The organism is Flavobacterium sp. FlaQc-30 (genome assembly GCF_044005885.1).
In the GTDB taxonomy this organism is placed as follows: Bacteria; Bacteroidota; Bacteroidia; order Flavobacteriales; family Flavobacteriaceae; genus Flavobacterium.
Genome location: NZ_JBIPCO010000011.1, coordinates 61,292 through 79,843 on the forward strand (window position 1 = coordinate 61,292; position 18,552 = coordinate 79,843).

The window sequence follows — 18,552 nt, forward strand, 5'->3', positions numbered from 1 at the left end:
TCGAAAAAAACAAATTAGAGATTGGATGTTCTGAATAAATCGTGTGCTGCGGTTTATTTTATTGACTTAACGATTTATTGATAATATTCAATACGAACATAATATCCATCTCAAAACCAAACACTACCATCATGTCCACCGAAAAAATACAGCTTAATACAATAGAAGAAGCAATTGAAGATATTCGTCAAGGAAAAATAATCATTGTAGTTGACGATGAAGATCGTGAAAACGAAGGTGATTTTTTAGCGGCTGCAGAAAAAGCAACACCTGAAATGATCAACTTTATGGCTACACATGGACGTGGTTTAATATGTGTGCCTTTAGCAGAAAGTCGTTGTAATGAGCTTGGATTACACAAGATGGTAACCAACAATACGGATCCGTTGGAAACAGCCTTTACTGTTTCAGTAGATTTTAAAGGAAGTGATGTAAGCACAGGAATATCTGCTTCTGACAGAGCCAAAACGGTACTTTCATTAGTGAGTCAGGATACAAAGCCTCATGATCTGGCACGTCCAGGGCATATATTTCCATTAATTGCCAAACAAGGTGGTGTTTTAAGAAGAACAGGACATACTGAGGCTGCGATTGATTTTGCCCGCTTGGCCGGATTTAAATCTGCTGGAGTGATTGTCGAAGTTATGAATGACGATGGCACTATGGCAAGATTACCGCAATTGGCAGAAGTTGCTAAAAAATTTAATTTGAAACTCGTTTCCATCGAAGCGCTTGTTGCCTATAGAATGCAGCACGACAGCCTCATTGTGAAGAAAGAAGATTTTGATATTGAAACCCGTTTTGGAACGTTTAGACTTAGGGCTTATCAGCAAACAACTAACAAACAAATTCACATTGCACTTACCAAAGGAACTTGGAATACTGGAGAACCAATTCTAACGCGAATCAATTCTACAACAATAAATAATGATATATTGGGTACGCTTACCAATGATGCTGACAAAAAACTGGACAGCATGTTTCAATTGATCAATCAGGAAGGCAAAGGAGCTGTTTTGTTTATCAATCAGGAAGCTCCGCCAACAGACTTTATAAACCGTTTGTTAGAATTGAAAGTTTTACAGGCTGAAGGCGAATTCAAAGCACCACAAATAAAGATGGATACCAAAGATTTTGGTATTGGTGCACAGATATTGCATGATATTGATATTTCCAAAATTAGATTATTATCTAATTCAGAGCAAACCAAACGTGTCGGTATGATTGGATACGGATTAGAAATTAAAGAGTACGTTAAATACTAATTTTTTGTATTTATAATAATTTACGAAAACTACTTAAAGAAATCCTTCGAATATATTTCGAAGGATTTTTTGTTTTGGATCATATATACCTTAAATACAAACAAAAAAAAGAAAAGGCTGTCTCACGATGAAGTGAAATAACCTTTTTTTATTTGAACACCTATCAGATCCTGTGTTTCAAATATTCATTTTTTTAAAGCTTGTTTTAGTTTTAAGGTTTATTTTTCTTCTTTTATTTTCTTTTTTACCTGTTTTAGTAATTTCTTTTTTCTTTTCATCTGAGTATTCATTTTTTGAAAATCTATTATTTAGATCTACTAAATCTTTTTCCCATTATTTTTTTTCAAGAGCAGAAATTGTTTAATACGGCTATAGAGCTGTTTTAAAAAGAAAAATATATCATAATTGATGAAGAGTAAAGCGCAAGGTTTTGAAACAAAATTCAAATAAGGTCATTTGTAATTCGAAATAAAAAGAATAAAACGAAGAAAAGTATACTCTTTTTTTGATCGTATTTTCTTCTTTTTTTGTTTTGGATGTGAAAAATAAAATTATAAGTACTAATAATTATGTTATGTTTAAAATGAGGCTGTTGATAGGGTGTTGATTTGACTTTTTTTAACTTTTTTCGTTAAATCTCATTTTTATTCGTACTATTTTAAAATCAATATCTTCTATTTTTATTCTTTTTTTATTCTTTTAATTTTTTTTTCTTTCTATTTTTTTCGTTTTGTCATTTTTTTTATAGTTATTTATATTTTATTATTGATTTTTTTTAATTATTATTTGAAATCATGAATGCTGAATAGTAAGAAGTTTTTTAACTAACCAAAAAAATATATACATGGAAAAAAGATAAAAGTAGAGGCTATTTAAAATTGTAAATAGTCTAAAACTGCCCTGATTTTTTACTCCGATTTCTTTTGGAATATAATTTTAAAGCACGGAGCTAACCGATATGTTGAAGTAAAAAAAATCTGGCTAAATCAAAATTGAAAGAAAATGTCTTTTATACAGTCATTGTTTGGGAACGAAAACTTGCATCGAAACGGACTAAATGTTTTAAAAGCTCAGGAAATTGTTACCGTATTATGCTGTGTAATGTAAAATTATTAATCTAAAAATAAACTATTGAAAAATTAAAAAAGCAATTCAATTTCACTAAATGTGAAAATACAAAATTTTATAACAACCAAATAACCAATAAAATAATGAAACTAAAATATTATATATTTTTTCTCGGACTATTATTATGTATGCCAATTTATGGACAGCAACAAAAAGAAATAAGTGGAAAAATTACCGATGGTCTCGGATTACCTGTGCCAGGAGTAAATATTGTTGAAAAAGGAACCACAAATGGAGTTCAAAGTGATTTTGATGGTAAATTTTCATTAAAGGTAAAAAGTGATAAAGCAGTATTAGTTGTTACTTATGTAGGTTTTAAAACAAAAGAAGTTTTGTTAAATGGCCAAACTAATATTTCGATTAAATTAGAAGAAGACTCTAATAAACTAGATGAAGTAGTTGTTGTGGGGTATGGTTCTGTCAAGAAAAAAGACCTAACAGGAGCAGTAGTTTCTGTTGGTGCAGATAAATTGGAAGGCAGGTCAAATGTTAATGCACTTCAATCACTTGGAGGACAAGCATCTGGTGTTCAAATTATACAGTCTCAAGGTGCTCCGGGTCTTGCTCCTACCGTAAAAATACGTGGAGCTTCGTCTATAAATGCAGGAACGACTCCTCTTTATGTTATAGATGGTATTCCGCTGGAAGATAATACAACCACTTCTACGGATTCAGGAATTAGCGGAGGAAGTAATTTGAGTTTTAATAGAAATCCATTGAATTCTATTAACCCTAACGATATTGAGTCGATTGATATTTTGAAAGACGCATCGTCTGCAGCTATTTATGGCTCCAGAGGAGCAAATGGTGTTGTTATCATTACGACCAAGCAAGGAAAAGCTGGTAAAACCAAAATTGATGCAATTTTTGAGAGTGGTGTTTCAAAAGTCAACCGTAAAGTTGACATGATGAATGCGCAAGAATTTATTGCCTACAATACAGCTGCTAGAAACAATACATGGGCGACAACCGTTGCTGCGAATCCATCAGCTACAAGAGGAATTGGTGTAACTGTTCCTGTAGAATTCTCTGATCCAGCTTGGATTGCCCGTATCGGAAATGGAACTGACTGGCAGGATGTTGCATTGAGAACTGCCACTAACATGAATTTTCAGTTGTCGGCTTCTGGTGGAACCGAGAAGACGCAATTTATGACATCATTAGGGTATATAAGTTCAGAAGGTGTTGTGGACAGTAACACTTATCAAAGAATTAATGTTAGATCAAACCTTAAGCATAAGTTTAATGATAAACTTCGTATGGGAATAAACATTGGACTTAGTCAGGTAAACGAAGCACCATACGGTACAGGTGGAAAAAGTGATGTAGTGGGTCTTGCTCTGCAAAGTGATCCATTTTTCCCTCTTTACGTTGAAACAGGAAGTCTTGGTTTTAAGGATCCGGCCTCGATTTGGAATACATTTTCTAAATATGGTTTCCAGCTTTGGCATCCTTATTCCTTAACAAGAGAGGCAATTGCCAAAAAAAGAACGAATGTATCCATACTTACTTCTTTCCTTGAATGGGATATTATTAAAGATTTGACTTTTAAAACTTCTGTGAGTTCTAATATTGAGAATACAGTTCATAATTTCTATTGGAATGCAGGTCAAAACTGGGGATATTCAGGATGGGTACCAGCGCAGGCTGATTTCAAAACGCTGCAATCTAATAATTGGATTTCAGAAAGTACACTGAATTACAATAAGAAATTTAATGAAAATCACAATCTGAATGTATTGGCTGGGTTTTCTGCTCAAGAACAGCGTACCGATTTAAGCAGTATGACAGCTGGTAGTTTTCCAAATGATTTAGTGCATACTTTGAATGCTGGTGTAGTGAATGCCGGTAACACTTTTGTAGAAGAATGGTCATTACTTTCTTATTTAGCTCGTGCCAATTATTCGTATAAAGGTAAATATTTGGCAACTGCTGCAATTCGTGCCGATGGCTCTTCTCGTTTTGGAGCCAATAACAAGTGGGGGTATTTCCCATCAGGATCTCTGGCATGGCGTATATCTGAAGAATCTTTTCTAAAAGAATCTTCTTGGTTGACTAATTTGAAAGTTAGATTAAGTTATGGAGAAACGGGTAACAATTCGATTCCAAATTATGGATCAATAGGATTATTAGGTTACAGTCCATATGTAAGTTCTGGTACGGTAAACCAAGGTATTTATACCTCAAATTTTGCTGATAAAAATTTGAAATGGGAAAAAACGGGACAAACCAACTTTGGGGTTGATTTCAGTGTTTTTAATGGACGCGTGAAATTTACGGGTGATATTTATTATTCAAAAACTAAGGATTTATTGCTTAATGTGCCTATTCCAATTATTTCTGGGTTTTCTTCTACTTTGACGAATATTGGAGAGCTGGAAAATAGAGGATTTGAGGTAAGTCTAAGCACTATTAATTTTGATAGAAAATTCAAATGGAGTACTGATTTTAACATTTTTGCCAATCGAAATAAAGTGTTAAAACTAGGTGCAAATGATGCTCCAATAGATATTAATGTGAGCAGTATGACGTCACGTACAGCAGTTGGACAGCCGGTAGGGATGTACTATGGTTATATTATTGACGGTGTAATTATGTCACAAGCAGAGTTGAACAGCAAAGCATATCCTGTATGGCCGGGCAGTGAAGCGGGTGATCCAAGAGTAAGAGATGTTAACAACGATGGTAAAATCAATTCTGATGACCGAACTTATTTGGGTAACTATCAGCCTAATTTTCAATGGGGTATGACTAATAATTTTTCTTACGCAGGATTTGAGCTTTCTGTTTTGCTTCGCGGTTCACAGGGAGGAGAAATCCTTAATCATACTGCTAGATATTTGAAATCAGGTGTAGGTGGAGGTAACCGTAACATGTATTCTGTTGTAAACAATTACTGGAAATCGGATGCTGATCCAGGAAACGGAATAATTCCGAAACCTCGTATGTCGCCAAACACTGTTCAGGATTTTGGTTCAAGTTATTGGGTTGAAGACGGATCATTTGTTCGTATCCAAAATATACGTTTAGGCTATAATTTGCCAAAAGATTTAGTTCAAAAACTAAAGATAAGTAATATAAAATTATATATAAATATGGAAAACGTTCATGTGTTTTCGGATTATTTAGGATATGATCCAGAAGGCAGTACTTATCAATCTGGTGCAATGGTTGGTTTCGATTATGGAGCGTATCCAAATCCTTTTACTGCTACTATGGGACTAAATGTTAGTTTTTAAAAATCGATAAAAATCATTTAAAACGTAAGAAAAATGAAAAAAATAATATCAATGCTTTTTTGCAGCTTATTCGTAATAGGATGCAGTTCAGATTTTTTAGATAAAACCCCTGTTTCAAATGCTAACGAAGAGAATTTCTATAAATCTCAGAAAGATATTGAAACAGCCTTATGGTCTGCTTATAATTCGCTGTATCTTCTGAATGGTCCTGAAAGTCTGCCATCATTCTATGGTGAGTTAATGTCTGATAACGCGTATAGTGATAATGCTGCTGGAAGAATACAAGACTATGAAAGTTTCGAATTGCACACAATGACAATCGATAATGAGTTAGTGTTTAATTTCTGGAATAACTATTATAAATCAATCTATATCGTAAATAATATTATTACCAGCGCCGAAAAACTTGATTTTGCCAATCGAGATGCCTTAATTGGAGAAGCAAAGTTTTTACGTTCCTTATATTATTTTGACATGGTTCGTGCTTGGGGTGATGTGCCATTGGTTACAACTCCAATTAGTATTGATCAAGCTTATGCACAAGCGCGCACGCCAAAGGATCAAATTTATGATCAAATTATTAAAGATCTTGATTTTGCAGCGGCTAAATTACCTGTAAAAACAAGTCAGCGTTTTGTAGGAGCTGCTAGTCAGGAAGCTGCAAATACTTTGTTAGGTAAGGTTTATCTAACTGTTGGAAATAAAGCAAAAGCAGCAGAAACTTTATTGAAAGTGTATGGTAAATTTAGTTTGGTGCCTTACGCAGATTTATGGGACTTAACCAAGAAAAATGGTGCATCGTCTATTTTTGAGATTCAATATAAAGGAGGCGTAGCTAATCCGTACAGTTCATATTGGGCCATGTTCACACCGGTTGACAATCGTGTGATTACCGCTTGGGGAGGAGGATTTAATCAAATAACCAATGATTTATGGAATGCCTATGAAACAAATGACCCAAGGAGAGATATTTCAATTCAAAATGGATATAAAACACCTAACGGTTCAACTGTTAATGTGAAATTTTCAATTAAGTGGAAAGATGCAAAAGCTCCAGTTAATGGTTTAAGAGAAGCTTCGGATAATAACTTTATCATTCTTCGTTATGCGGATGTTCTTCTAATGTTAACAGAAGCAACTGCAGATCCAAAATACATGAACGAAGTTCGTACCCGTGTTGGGCTGCCAGCTTATGGAACGGCAGGTTATCCGACTAAGTACAATACGGTAGCTCTTGCTTTAGAACATGAAGCTCAGGTAGAATTTGCATGCGAATTCCATCGTTGGTTTGATTTAATAAGAACAGGAAGAGCTATTCCGGTAATTAAAGGCAGCAGTAAAAATATCACGCTTACCGAAGCAAAATTATTATTGCCTATTCCGTTTTTAGTAATTAATCAAAATCCAGGTGTTATTACTCAAAATGAGGCTTATAAATAAAATGATCGTTTAAGATTAATGCTCGTTTGATAAAATTGTGGACTATTTCAAGACACCGGTAGGCCATGAGTTTAAAAAGTTGCATTAGGGTTATAATTAGTTTGATAGAAATGAGTCCTATATAAAGGACTCATTTTGTTTAGATGGAATGTTTTTTTAATTTTAAAATTTTAAAAGTAACTTGATTTTAGATAAACTGCTCAGATAAAAAAGTTCTTATAAAGGATACGAGATAATGCTAACTAATTAAAATAAAATAAGTAATCATAATGAATATATCAAATTCACAATTTACAAGATACGAAGAGAATAATAATGTGTGGTTGTCTCAAAAGAGCGGCGAGGAATTTAATTTTAATGATTATGGCATAGTTCCTACTGTTCTTGGAAGTGAAGCAGAGGTAGGTCAGGCAATGTTAAAGGAACTTTACGATACTGCAGCCTCAAAAGAGGGTGATATCAATATTGCTCTTCTTGGTGGTAGAGGGGCTCAGGAGTTGCACCGTTTGCTTGGAGACTTAGCCAAATCGACAGAGCAAGACCTTTTACTTGCAAGACTGAATGTGTTTACTCAGGATGCGCTTGCTCCATTGAGTATGAATAATGGTTTAAGTTTTGTTAGAGATTTTGAGCGTATTTTAGGTGATGCCTTTTTTAAAAAGATCAAAAGTTTTACACCAATTCAAACAGATACAGAAGATTTAGAGTCCGCACTTGTACAGTATTTGACTAAATTGGAAGAATTAGGAGGTTTGGATATATTTTTTATAGGTCATGGTCCTGAAGAAAACCATGCATCACATTTGGCTTACATTAAACCTTTTTCTGGAGCAAGAAGTGAGCACATTGCAGGGATAATTCCAATATCTAATAGCATTTTGGAGCATCACATTAGTAAGTTTAAAGCAGGTGGAAGCCTTATAAATGAAAATGATGAAAAAGAATGTCGATCTGCAAAATATATTCTCACTTTAGGTCCAGCAGCCATATTACAAGCCAAGAAGGTCGTTCAGTCTGTAGTAGATGCTGATTCTGCCCCTGCTAAAGTTCAGACTTACGCAAACGTAATTAATACACAGTTGAGTTCAGATACAGATCAATTATTACAACAATTAAATGCAAATCCAGGGTTATGGATAAGATTACACCCAAATACTAAATCTTTTGTGCTGCCTAATTTAGGTCTTTAATAATTGATTTAATGATAAATTAAAAAGCTTCAGATATTACTGAAGCTTTTTTAGCTTATAGCAGATTTTGATTTTAAACTATTTCCTTATTTATTTTTTCCTTCCAGCCCAAATATCCATTTGCAGGCAGCTCATTATTCGAATCACTTAAAACCTGTTCTGTTTGGCTTTTAACAAGAGCAGCGAGTTGTTCAATATTTTTGTAAACACCACTTTTCAGTCCAGATAAATAAGCGGCTCCTAGAGCAGAAACATCAGAGTTTTGTTGCTTGTTCAACGGAATCCCTAATAAATCAGCTAAAAAATGAACAACAAATTTATTCTGAGTCATGCCTCCGTTTACAGAAATAGATTTTAATGGCGCTTTCATATCTTTTGTCATCGCTTCAATTACATCTTTGATTTGATATGGAATGCTTTCCAAAGCTGCTCTCACGATATGATTTTTAGTCGTTCCAAAAGTCATTCCTTCAATGGATGCTTTTCGGTTCATTTGCCAGTGAGGCGCACCTAATCCACTAAAAGCAGGAATTAAATAAACACCAGAGTTGTCGTTAATTTCCATTGCCATAGAGGCTGTTTCAGCAGGATTTGAAAATAATTGCAATTCATTTTTCAGCCATTCTATGGTAGAACCACAGGAAACAATAGCGCCTTCAAGCGCATAATCTATTCGGTCTTCGGTACTCCAGCAAATGGTTGTGAGCATTCCAAAATTTGATAAAACGGCTTCGCTGCCAATATTCATCATAATAGAACTTCCTGTTCCCATTGTGACTTTTGCAGTACCTTTTTCGAAACAGCCTTCTCCGAAAGCAGCAGCATGAGAATCGCCGATTAAAGCTGTAATCGGAATAGAAATAGGAGTGTTATTGTCGAAAATCTGACTCAAATCCATTGCTCCAAAATCATGTGATGAAGGGCAGACCTGAGGCAGGTTTAAGTTGTTTAATCCCCATTTTTCAAGAATTTCAGCATCCCATTTTAGAGTATGAATATTGAAAAATAATGTTCTGGAAGCATTTGTATAATCGGTTTTGAAATGAGTTCCATTGCTCAATTTATACAAAAGCCAGCAATCTACTGTTCCAAAATATACTTCGCCTTGTATTACTTTTTCTTTTAATACAGCATCATTTTGTAACAGCCAAAGCAATTTAGTACCCGAAAAATATGGGTCTAAGAGCAGACCTGTTTTTTGTTTCATTGTATCATTTTGTCCCTTTTCAATTAAATCAGTACAAATATCAATAGAACGTTTACAGGCCCAAACTACTGCTGGAGCCAATGCTTTTCCGTTTTTATCCCAAAGAACAAATGTTTCTCTTTGATTGCTGATACCGCAAGATACTATATCTGTCAGCTGAAGTCCCTGATCAGTAAAATTATTCAAGCAAAGCCGAACAGAATCAAGAACATTTTGGTAAATATCTTCTGGATTTTGTTCAACAAAACCATTGTCAAAATAAGTTGTTTTTAGGTCTACACTGCCTTTAGCAACAGCTAATCCTAATTCGTCAAAAAGTATGGTTTTGGTACTACTCGTACCTTGGTCAATAGCTAGAATATATTTTTTCATTATCTTTTGCAGTAAAAATTGATTTTTGACAATTTGAGAGTGATAAGGCTTTTTGGAGTGAAATAAAGATATTATCTAAGCCAATCCCAACGTTTAGCCCAATCTAAAAGCACATCGGTTCTCCATTTTAAAACCGTTTTACCGCCTTGCCAAATATCATCATAAAGTTCAGGATTTGTTCGATCCGTGAACCAATTCTTACCTAAATTATAGTCTGTTGCATTAGGTTTGCCTGGCCAAAGATTGCTTACTAAAAAAGTGCCGCTCTGGGTTTCAAATCCAGGAATGTCCGAAGTAACTTTATAGCTTAATTTTTCAGTGCGTTTTGGGCAATATCTAACTACATAATTCCCATTACCTATATAATATCCTTCCCATTTTTGTTCGCCAATTTCTGCCTGTACAGTCATTGTGATGCAAGCTGAATCTTTTGGGATATTAACAATAGGTCCTTTAAAATGAAATTCCATTATAGAAAATACGGGTACAGTATCTTTCACTGTCGTATTTCTATCAAATACAATTCTAGGGCTGTGCGCTATCCTTACATAACTGCCGCCCCAGCTTTCTTTCATTGGATTATTTGGATCTCCGTCCATCATATAGAGCAATGATGGCGTGTCACCCATTTTAAGCCTGCCTTCATAACGGTTATTTTTATAGTCTTTACCTAAAAATCCCGCCTCGTTAATATAGTTCTTATAGTAATTTTTTTCGTTTAAATTCTCGGCGACATTATCTGAGAAAAATCCATAGTATGATGAATTAGATTCTATAAACCAAAGATTTGGAAAATTAGCTGCTATGTAAGTATAACTATCTGCACTCCATTTTTTATTAGGGCCGCCTATCCAAAACACTTTTATATTTTTCTGGATTTCGGGTTTATCATGTAATGCCTGTGCCAAATCTTCAAGACCACCCCAAATCAGAATCCAAAGAGGTCTTTTATCTTTTTTTAAAGCACACTTGATAATCCAGTCCGATCCTTCTGTTGAAGTTGCAAAGCCTTTAAAAGGAAAACGACCACGTTTTCCTTGTTTAGTTACTGAACGCAAATATTCTGGAGTTGCTAATCCTTGAATGTGGTTTTGTAGTTTTGGAAGATCTTTTTCATATAGATCAATGGTTCTAATAATTTCTTCTTTACTGCCCTCGCCATATGAAGGTGAAGAAATAAGTCCCTCAATATCAAATTTTTCATTATACATTAAGAGATGAATCATCGATTGGTTATCATCTGGGTCTGTACCTCCAATATCAGTACTTACAATAATTCTGGGCTTAACAGGTACTGGCTGTTGTGCTAGAAGTACGGTAGAAATGGTGCAAAATAGAATCGTGAAAATCAGCTTGTTCATGTTTTTTAAATTAAGAATTTATTTATGACAAATGCCATCTTGAAAGTTAACAGTAATAACAAGAGTTATTATGAGGTATTATCTGTTTTTTTGATTCATTTTATCAATGATTACCGCTAATAAAATAACAAATCCTTTTACGACCTGCTGCCAAAAAGGTGATACATCCAATAAAACCAGTCCATTATTTAAAACCCCAATAATTACTGCGCCAATTACAGTTCCGGCAACAGTACCAATACCTCCTGAAAGTGAAGTTCCTCCAATAACTACTGCCGCGATTGAATCTAATTCATAACTCATACCGGCATTGGGTTGCGCTGAGTTTAGTCTTGAAGTAACTAAAACACCGCCTACAGCAGCCATCATTCCTGCGATTCCATAAACGGCCAATTTGATTTTATTGATGTTAATTCCGGATAAGAAAGCCGCTTTTTCATTTCCACCAATGGCATATATATATCGTCCAAAGGTTGTTTTCTTAGTTAAAAAAATAACGATTAGAACCATAAATATTGAAATCCAAACTGGTACCGGAATTCCCAGAATCCAGCCCGAACCTATAAATTCAAATTCAGAACCTAAATTAGAAATAGGAATTCCTTCAGTGTAAAGCATTGTAAAACCACGCGCAATAGTAAGCATGGCCAACGTTGCTACAAAAGGAGGAATGGAGAATTTAGTAATGACCCAGCCATTAAAAAGTCCTAAAGCCATTCCGATAAGAATCGATACTAAAATTGCTCCTAAGACGGAAAAACCCACAAATAAATCCATAGACTCAAAAGGGATTCCGTTCTTTAATAAACCGGCGCATACTGCTGCGGTGAAACCTAATACAGAACCTACTGAAAGATCTATTCCAGCCATCAAAACCACTAAGGTCATTCCGACAGAAATACAAACATTGACAGAGATTTGTCTTAGTACATTCCAAAGATTAGCGCTGGTCATAAACTTATCAGACAATAAGCTGATAAAAAGACACAGCAAAAACAATGCAATCAGGGATTGCGATTTCTTAATAATAGGGTGGTTTAGAGAGATAGTCATAGTTGTGGTTATTCTGGTAAAGCTGATTTTAATAATTTATCTTCATTAGCTTCATTGGCCAGAAAGGAGGCTTTAATTTTCCCTTCAGCCATTACTAAAATTCGATCCGAAAGGGCTAGTATTTCGGGAATTTCGGAAGAAACTAAAATGATACTCATTTGGTTAGTTGCGAGTTCTTTTATTAGATTATAAATTTCATTTTTGGCATTTATATCTATTCCGCGTGTTGGTTCATCCATCATTAAAATTTGAGGATTGGTCGCGAGCCATTTTGCCAGAACTACTTTTTGTTGATTTCCACCACTTAAATTTTGGCAGAGCTGCGTTTCAGATGGTGTTTTGATACGCAATTTTTCAATATAATCCTTTGAGGATTGTTTATCTTTCGAAGGATTCAAAATTCTGAAGGTAGGTAAGCTGGTCAGACTTATATTGGATGAGATATCCATTCCTAAAATTAATCCTTCTGTTTTACGATCTTCAGTCACAAAAGCTAATCCATTTTCAATGGCTTCTTTTGGTTTTTTGTGAAATGTATTTTTTTGGTCAATTTCTAAACTATAGTTACTATTTGCAGGATGCATACCAAATAGAGTTTCTAATAGTTCGGTTCTACCGGCTCCCATTAAACCGAATATGCCCAGGATTTCGCCTTTTTTTAATTCGAAAGAAATATCGTGAAGGAGTTTTCTTTTCTTATTGTTGGGATTAATAAGGTTGAGGTTATCAACTTTTAAAATGGTGTTTTCAAATTGAGTTTGGGTGTTTTTTCTTTCGATAAGTACGTCGCGACCTACCATTTTTCGAATTAAATCCTGTTCGGTAGCATTTTTCATTTCTCCCTCATCAATGCTGTTGCCATCACGTAAAACCGTATAGTTTTCAGCAATTTTGAACAATTCATCCATTTTATGAGAAATGTAGACAATAGTTTTGCCTTCTTTTTTTAACTCATAAATAATGCGATGCAGGTTGTCTATTTCTTTATCGCTTAAAGCAGAAGTTGGTTCGTCCATCAAAATAACATCAGCATTACAAAGCAGTGCTTTTGCAATTTCGATTAGTTGTTGTTCTCCTACTTTAAGTTGTTGAACCAATGTTTTAGGAGAAACATTCAATTGAATTTTTTCGAAAATGCGTTTGGCTTCCACTTCCATTTTTGCAGCATCTAAAAGCCCAAGAGGAGTTAAGATTTCTCTTCCAAGAAATAGATTTTCTGTTACGCTAAGTTCAGGAATCAAATTTAATTCCTGATGAATAATTGCTATGCCTGCATTTTGTGCTTCTTTTATATTCGAAAATGAAACTGTTTGTCCATTTAGCTGAATTTCGCCGTCGTATTGCGTGTAAACACCTGTCAGAATTTTTAACAAGGTTGATTTTCCTGCGCCATTTTCTCCCAATATGGCATTGACTTTTCCAGGATAAAATTTGAAATTTACCTGATTAAGTGCTTTTACGCCTGGGAATTCTTTTGATATGTTTATTGCTTCTAACAATTTACTGAAGTTTAATTTGTGATGGAATAATTAAAAGGTCAGTAAAAAGAGTTTGTTTTTTACTCAATTTAATGGCTCCCGAGAATGAAATGCTATCACCAATTTTCACCTTTTTAATTTCTTTTGGCACAACCTCATTACGAACAATATCATTTAAGCTTTCTGAAACTGTGTTAAATTGAGCATTGGTTTTAAAATCAGTTAGTTTAACTAAGCCGGAAGCATCTCTTAAAGCATTTCCGAAAATGTATTTGGTGTCGATAAAAATGATGCCATTTTTTTCGTCAGCAATGGTGTAAATACCATCTTTTATATCGAGAATTTTGCCAGTGCTTTTAATCATAAAATAAGCTGAATTTCCTATTCCAAGACGGTTTCCATAATTTTTAAAAGCAGCTTGCTGATCGGATTTTACTGAAGCGATTAACGTAGTTAAATCTATAGTTTTTTTACTTTTCAAAATGCCTTTATAGTAAATGGAATCGGCATAAGCTTTAAAGTCAAAAGATTCTTTTTGTGCTTTTTTAACATCGCTCAGTTTTTTAAAATAAACCGAATTATATCCTAAAATGGCTATTATAAGGAAGGCTAAAATATAAACATACTTTTTTTTCATCTTTAATAGTCTTTTATGTTTGCTGCGTTTATTAATTCCACTTCTACGGGAACTCTTTGAGGAAAAACTCTTCTCCCTTTAAAATATTCATCTGCATATTGGGCAGCTGTTTGAGCCATTACTTTGGGAAATTGCATACCGGTGGCTACAATTTTCTTTTCTCTGATTTTTTCAATTACATCTCCAGCACCATCAAATCCAAAAATTTTGACTTTATATTCCTTTCCTGCTGCTTGCAAGGCTTGAAAAGCGCCCATTGCCATGGCATCATTGCCGCAAAAAACAGCATCAATATCAGGATTTGCCTGCATAATGGTTTCTAAGACCTCCATAGCTTTAGTTCGGTCGAAATTACCGCTTTGTTGTGCCACCATTTTTAGATTAGGAAACTTATCCACAACTGAATGGAATCCTTTTGATCTAGCCCACGTATTATTGTCACCTACAAGCCCAATGATCTCTACATAATTTCCTTTTTCCTTTAATTCTTTTACAAATTCAATTCCGATAGAAACACAACCTGAGTAGTTGTCTGAAAGAATTTGACTTGTTGCCGCATCATCCACGTTTACTTCTCTATCCATACAAAAAACAGGGATTCCTGCAGTTTTTGCTTTTAAGATACTGGAAATTGAACCGTCAGAGTCTGTTGGATTTAGAAGAATGGCATCATAACCAGAAGAAATTAGGTTTTCAAAATTATCCGATTCGATGGCAGGATTATTTTGCGAATCAAATATCTTCGCTTCATAACCTAGTTTTCTGGCATTTTCAGCTGCAGATTCTGCCAGCATTACAAACCACGGATTATTTAATGTTGAAACCACAACTGCAATTTTTGGCTTTTCAGCCTTCTCCTTGGAAGTACATCCGAAGATTAAAACCAAGGTTAGCAGCACTAAGGTAAAGTGTTTTGTCTTCATGGTTTTAGTAGGTTTAAAGCGGTGTTTTTTAACCCATCTGCTGATATACCATAATGGTTGAAAATTTCTATTTGAGAACCAGAAACTGTGTGATCATCCGGCAATCCTATAATTTTGAATTTGTTTACGCAGCCATTTTGAAATAATAAAGAAGCAACTGCTTCTCCTAAGCCTCCATTAATAGAATGTTCCTCCACAGTAATAATGGGTTTATTGTTTGAGGCAGTACTCAATAATAATTCAGTATCTAATGGTTTAATAGTATGTAAACTGATTATTTTGCTGGAAATATTATGGTCTTTTTCCAATAGTTTAGCAGCTTCAAGACAAGGAAGCACAGCTTCGCCGGTAGCAATAAAAGTGAGATCCTTTCCTTCCTGAATGATACGTCCTTTTCCAATTTTGAAATCGGTTACATTCGAGTTAAGGTTAGCAGGCATTGTTTTTTTACCAAAACGCAGGTAAATAGGACTCTGCATTTCGGCTGCTTGTTTGATGGCTTCAGCGGTTTCAAAATTGTCTGCAGGTGCCACAATAGTAAGGTTATTGATGGCTCTGAGTGCTGCGAAATCATGTAAACTATGATGTGTAGTTCCTAAAGCGCCATAACTTACGCCGGCACTAATACCGATTAATTTCACGGCATTATCAGAATATGCTACATCATTTTTAATTTGTTCCAATGCACGGGCTGTAAGAAAACAGGCAGGAGAAACGGCAAAAGCTTTTTTGCCCATGCTGGCTAAACCGGTGGCAACACCTACAAGATTTTGTTCGGCAATGCCTACTTCCACAATTTGTTCAGGATATTTTTGTCCAAAGGGTACTAATTTTCCTGAGCCACGAGAATCGCTCGTCACAACCATAATATCTTTGTCTGTTGCTGCTAACGATTGAAGAACTTCAGAAAAGACTTCGAGGTTAGCGGCATCAATTGTTTTTATTTCTACCATTATTTTAAAACAGTTTCAAGTTCTTGTAATTGTTTGTCTAGCTCTTCTATAGCCAATTCGTATTGCTCTTTTGAAGGCACGCCATGGTGCCATTTCAATACGTTTTCCATGTAGCTAATTCCTTTTCCTTTGGTTGTATGCGCTATGATAAAGCTTGGTTTACCGTTTTTCAAGGGTAAATTATTGAGTACTTCTGAAAGTTCTTCTAAATTATGTCCATCTACATGGGTTACAGCCCAGCCAAAAGCTTCCATTTTTTGATCTATAGGCTCGAGTCCCATAACATCGGCGTTTGGGGCAGTAATTTGCAGTTTATTGTAATCTAAAATAGCACAGAGATTATCTAATTTATAGTGAGCAGCAAACATCATGGCTTCCCAGTTAGAGCCTTCTGCCATTTCACCGTCACCTAAAATAGTGAAAACCTTTACATCTGAATTGTCTCTTTTCGCAGCTAAAGCAGCTCCTGCACAAATAGGTAAACCATGACCTAATCCTCCTGTATTTTGTTCGATGCCAGGAATAGCTTTGGTAGGATGTCCTATATAAGGAGATTTGTATTGGCAAAGTGTCAATAAATCTTCTTCAGGAAAAAAACCTTTGTCTGCAAGTACTACATATAAAGCTTCAACACAGTGCCCTTTACTTTGAATAAATATATCTCTGGTCCTAGAATTAAAATTCTCAGGAGAAACGTTCATTACATTATTGTATAAAACATTGAGTATGTCTAAAATAGACAAACTTCCTCCCGTATGACCAGCTTTGGCATTATAGATGTATTTGAGTATTTTTTTTCTACCCTCAATTGATTTTCTTTTTAATTCGTCAATGTGCATCTTATATTAATTTATCGTTTGTAAAACTTTGCAAATCCATGTGATGAATTCCATTTAGTGTCTGTAAATTTCCCAACCCATGTAATTGCCTAAAGCTTCTTCTAAGATGGCAGCTGTTTTTGAAGCATTCATTACGACATGATGTTCAAATCCGTTTTTACAAATGTATTGCATTAGTCCTTGCAGGTCAGGTATTTGAGCAACAGCTCTGTTTCCAAAAGTGTTTAGTGCATCGTCTGTAAGTTCGCCTTCACCAATGTATACTTTAATAATACCTTTTGGATCGTCAGTACTAATTCTTCCATAAGTTAGAGGCATTGCAGGTGTTCTTCCGTCTAAAGCGCCATAAGTGTTTTCGACTCCAACAGTAGTTCCAAGAATAGGAGCGGTGCTTAACTGAATGTCCGGCAGGAATGATTTAGCCCAGTTTCCACAGTGAAATAAAACACATTTTTCAGGATCATCAGCGTAGTTATTGTTCCAGTCTACCAATGCACTTGGTGATCCTGATGCTAATTGCATGGCATACATACTTAAAGTTCCTGTAACATCCACCTCACAAGCACTCGGAAGCATGTTTTCACTCATAATACTCATACTTGTACATACATTGCAGCCATAGTTTTGTTGCAATGAAGTCCAGCATTGGATGGCAGTTGCATCCAGAGCATATTCTTCCATGAAATCTTTTAATACCACATCTAATTTGGCAATTTGAAGCATAGCTTCGTTTGGTGTTTTGCCTTGAGCGACATAAGCGTTAATCGATTCTAAATGTTTTTTTACCGATGCATCCTCAGCGGTTAGTTTATTTGCTTTTCCCAGAATTTCAGATAAATCTACTGTGGTTATGGTAATGCCGTTTCTTTGTAATATTTTTTCAGAATAACGAACGGTATTAAAGGCTCCCGGTCTTGCTCCGATAGCGCCAATTCTTACATTTCGCATTCCTTTTACCACTCTGCAGACAGCAGTAAAATCTAGTAAGTCTTTCTGGAAAACAGGGTCAGAAGGACTCATTACATGCTGACTTGTCAAAGAGTATTTTATTCCATATTGATATAAATTATTGCAAACTGAGATTTTACCGCACCAGGAATCACGTCTGTTTACCACATTCATTTTCGTCAATTCATCCGGGTACGCCTGAATAAGAACAGGAACATTAAGATTGGCTAATTTTAAAGTATCGGCAACACCTTTTTCATCCCCAAAATTTGGTAGTAAAACAAGCACACCCATAATTTCGTCTTGGTGTCTTTTGAATAATTCGGCACATTTTTGCGCTTCCTTATACGTTTCTACTCCGCCTAATTTGGTGTCGGTACTGTCTAGTAAAATAGGTTTGATATTTAATTTTGCTAAAATTTCAATAATTTCAAATCTGGCCTTTTCTACTAAACTGTCTGGAAAAAAATCTCTATTTCCAATAATTACTCCTAATGTTGATGTTGTCATTCTTTGGGT

The 18,552-nt window shown here is 35.0% G+C and carries 13 protein-coding genes; 4 read left to right on the forward strand and 9 right to left on the reverse strand.

What is annotated here, in order from left to right; all coding sequences use genetic code 11:
- The first annotated feature begins 131 nt into the window (after positions 1-131).
- From ribB to ACHRV0_RS20595, 4 genes are all read left to right on the forward strand, one after another.
- Positions 132-1,265: a 3,4-dihydroxy-2-butanone-4-phosphate synthase gene (ribB, locus tag ACHRV0_RS20580; protein ID WP_164975062.1), complete on the forward strand. Its 1,134-nt coding sequence runs from the start codon at positions 132-134 to the stop codon at positions 1,263-1,265.
- Positions 1,266-2,476: 1,211 nt separating this feature from the next.
- On the forward strand, positions 2,477-5,632 hold the full coding sequence (locus ACHRV0_RS20585) for a SusC/RagA family TonB-linked outer membrane protein (protein WP_395442297.1): 3,156 nt from the start codon (positions 2,477-2,479) through the stop codon (positions 5,630-5,632).
- Positions 5,633-5,665: 33 nt separating this feature from the next.
- Positions 5,666-7,072, forward strand: a complete 1,407-nt coding sequence (locus ACHRV0_RS20590; RefSeq protein ID WP_395442298.1) for a RagB/SusD family nutrient uptake outer membrane protein — start codon at positions 5,666-5,668, stop codon at positions 7,070-7,072.
- 269 nt (positions 7,073-7,341) lie between these two features.
- Positions 7,342-8,262, forward strand: coding sequence for a hypothetical protein (locus tag ACHRV0_RS20595; RefSeq protein ID WP_395442299.1), 921 nt, complete (start codon positions 7,342-7,344; stop codon positions 8,260-8,262).
- Positions 8,263-8,335: 73 nt separating this feature from the next.
- On the opposite strand, the gene ACHRV0_RS20600 is transcribed toward ACHRV0_RS20595, so the two are convergent.
- From ACHRV0_RS20600 to ACHRV0_RS20640, 9 genes are all read right to left on the reverse strand, one after another.
- A complete protein-coding gene (locus ACHRV0_RS20600) occupies positions 8,336-9,841 on the reverse strand; it encodes an FGGY family carbohydrate kinase (RefSeq protein ID WP_395442301.1) in 1,506 nt (501 codons plus the stop codon).
- A gap of 71 nt (positions 9,842-9,912) precedes the next feature.
- Positions 9,913-11,202 (reverse strand): nucleoside hydrolase-like domain-containing protein, encoded by a 1,290-nt coding sequence (locus ACHRV0_RS20605; protein WP_395442302.1) that lies wholly within the window; start codon positions 11,200-11,202, stop codon positions 9,913-9,915.
- A gap of 78 nt (positions 11,203-11,280) precedes the next feature.
- Positions 11,281-12,255 (reverse strand): ABC transporter permease, encoded by a 975-nt coding sequence (locus ACHRV0_RS20610; protein WP_395442303.1) that lies wholly within the window; start codon positions 12,253-12,255, stop codon positions 11,281-11,283.
- Between the two features lie 8 nt (positions 12,256-12,263).
- Entirely contained in the window at positions 12,264-13,754 is a 1,491-nt protein-coding gene (locus ACHRV0_RS20615) for a sugar ABC transporter ATP-binding protein (protein ID WP_395442304.1), read from the reverse strand.
- Position 13,755: 1 nt separating this feature from the next.
- On the reverse strand, positions 13,756-14,370 hold the full coding sequence (locus ACHRV0_RS20620; RefSeq protein ID WP_395442305.1) for a DUF2291 domain-containing protein: 615 nt from the start codon (positions 14,368-14,370) through the stop codon (positions 13,756-13,758).
- A 2-nt stretch (positions 14,371-14,372) separates the two neighbouring features.
- A complete protein-coding gene (locus ACHRV0_RS20625; protein ID WP_129025247.1) occupies positions 14,373-15,293 on the reverse strand; it encodes a D-ribose ABC transporter substrate-binding protein in 921 nt (306 codons plus the stop codon).
- On the reverse strand, positions 15,290-16,246 hold the full coding sequence (locus ACHRV0_RS20630) for a transketolase family protein (RefSeq protein WP_395442306.1): 957 nt from the start codon (positions 16,244-16,246) through the stop codon (positions 15,290-15,292). The genes ACHRV0_RS20625 and ACHRV0_RS20630 overlap by 4 nt, the downstream gene beginning before the upstream one ends.
- Positions 16,246-17,085, reverse strand: a complete 840-nt coding sequence (locus ACHRV0_RS20635; protein ID WP_395442307.1) for a transketolase — start codon at positions 17,083-17,085, stop codon at positions 16,246-16,248. Before ACHRV0_RS20635 ends, ACHRV0_RS20630 begins: the two co-directional genes overlap by 1 nt.
- 54 nt (positions 17,086-17,139) lie before the next feature.
- A complete protein-coding gene (locus ACHRV0_RS20640) occupies positions 17,140-18,543 on the reverse strand; it encodes an L-fucose/L-arabinose isomerase family protein (protein WP_395442308.1) in 1,404 nt (467 codons plus the stop codon).
- Positions 18,544-18,552: the final 9 nt, after the last annotated feature.